Source organism: Kocuria coralli, from assembly GCF_008831305.1.
GTDB lineage: Bacteria > Actinomycetota > Actinomycetes > Actinomycetales > Micrococcaceae > Kocuria > Kocuria coralli.
The window spans coordinates 1-707 of the sequence record NZ_ML708651.1 but is presented as its reverse complement, the minus strand read 5'-3'; the positions used below and the strand labels follow the sequence as shown (position 1 = coordinate 707).

General features: G+C 66.3%; 1 protein-coding gene. It reads right to left on the bottom strand.

What is annotated here, in order from left to right; genetic code table 11:
* The coding region (locus FCK90_RS15190; RefSeq protein WP_158035143.1) for an IS110 family transposase at positions 1-707 on the bottom strand (707 nt) is incomplete at both ends.

Genomic DNA, 707 nt, shown 5'->3' with positions numbered 1-707 from the left:
CGGGATTGTCGCCGGCGACGATCAGGACCTCGGCTGCGGTATCGACGCCGATGCCGAACTGCTCCAGCAGTTGCGGTGCGGTGCGATTGACGAGCGCCTCGATCGACGCCCGGAGTTCCTTGGCTTCGCTGTCCAGGTGCTGCCATCGGCGGGCCAGGGAGCGCAGCGCATGGCGGAGAGAGTCTGAGGGCGTCTCGAGGTTCCGAGGGCGCAGTGCTGCGAGGTGGCGAGCGAGCTTGATCGGCGTCATCCGGTTCGTCTCCCGGCGCAGTGTGTCGTCGGCGTGGACGAGCAACGCCTTCATCGAGATCATCGCGGCGGACCGATCGATCACCGCCGAATCGTGCGCGATTTTAAGCTGCCTGATCATCTCGACGCTGCTGTCCGCGGTCTTCGGGATGACCGTCGCGAAGCCCGCGAGCACGGATCGGGCGGCGTTTTCCGCGTCGAGGGTGTCTGACTTCCCGTTCATGCGCCGCTGGCGGCGGTCAGGGCGTCCTGCTTCGACGACCTTGTGTCCGTGTCGGCGCAGGAAGGAAGTGAGGGTGGCGCCGTAGGAGCCGGTGCCCTCGATGCCGAACGCGACGATCTTCCCGAACGAGTCCGCCCAGGTGAGAAGCTGTTTGAAACCGCCGGTATCGGTGGGAACGGTGAGGGTAGCGAGGATGCCGCCGATGGTGTCGAGCACCGCGGCGACGTGGATGTGC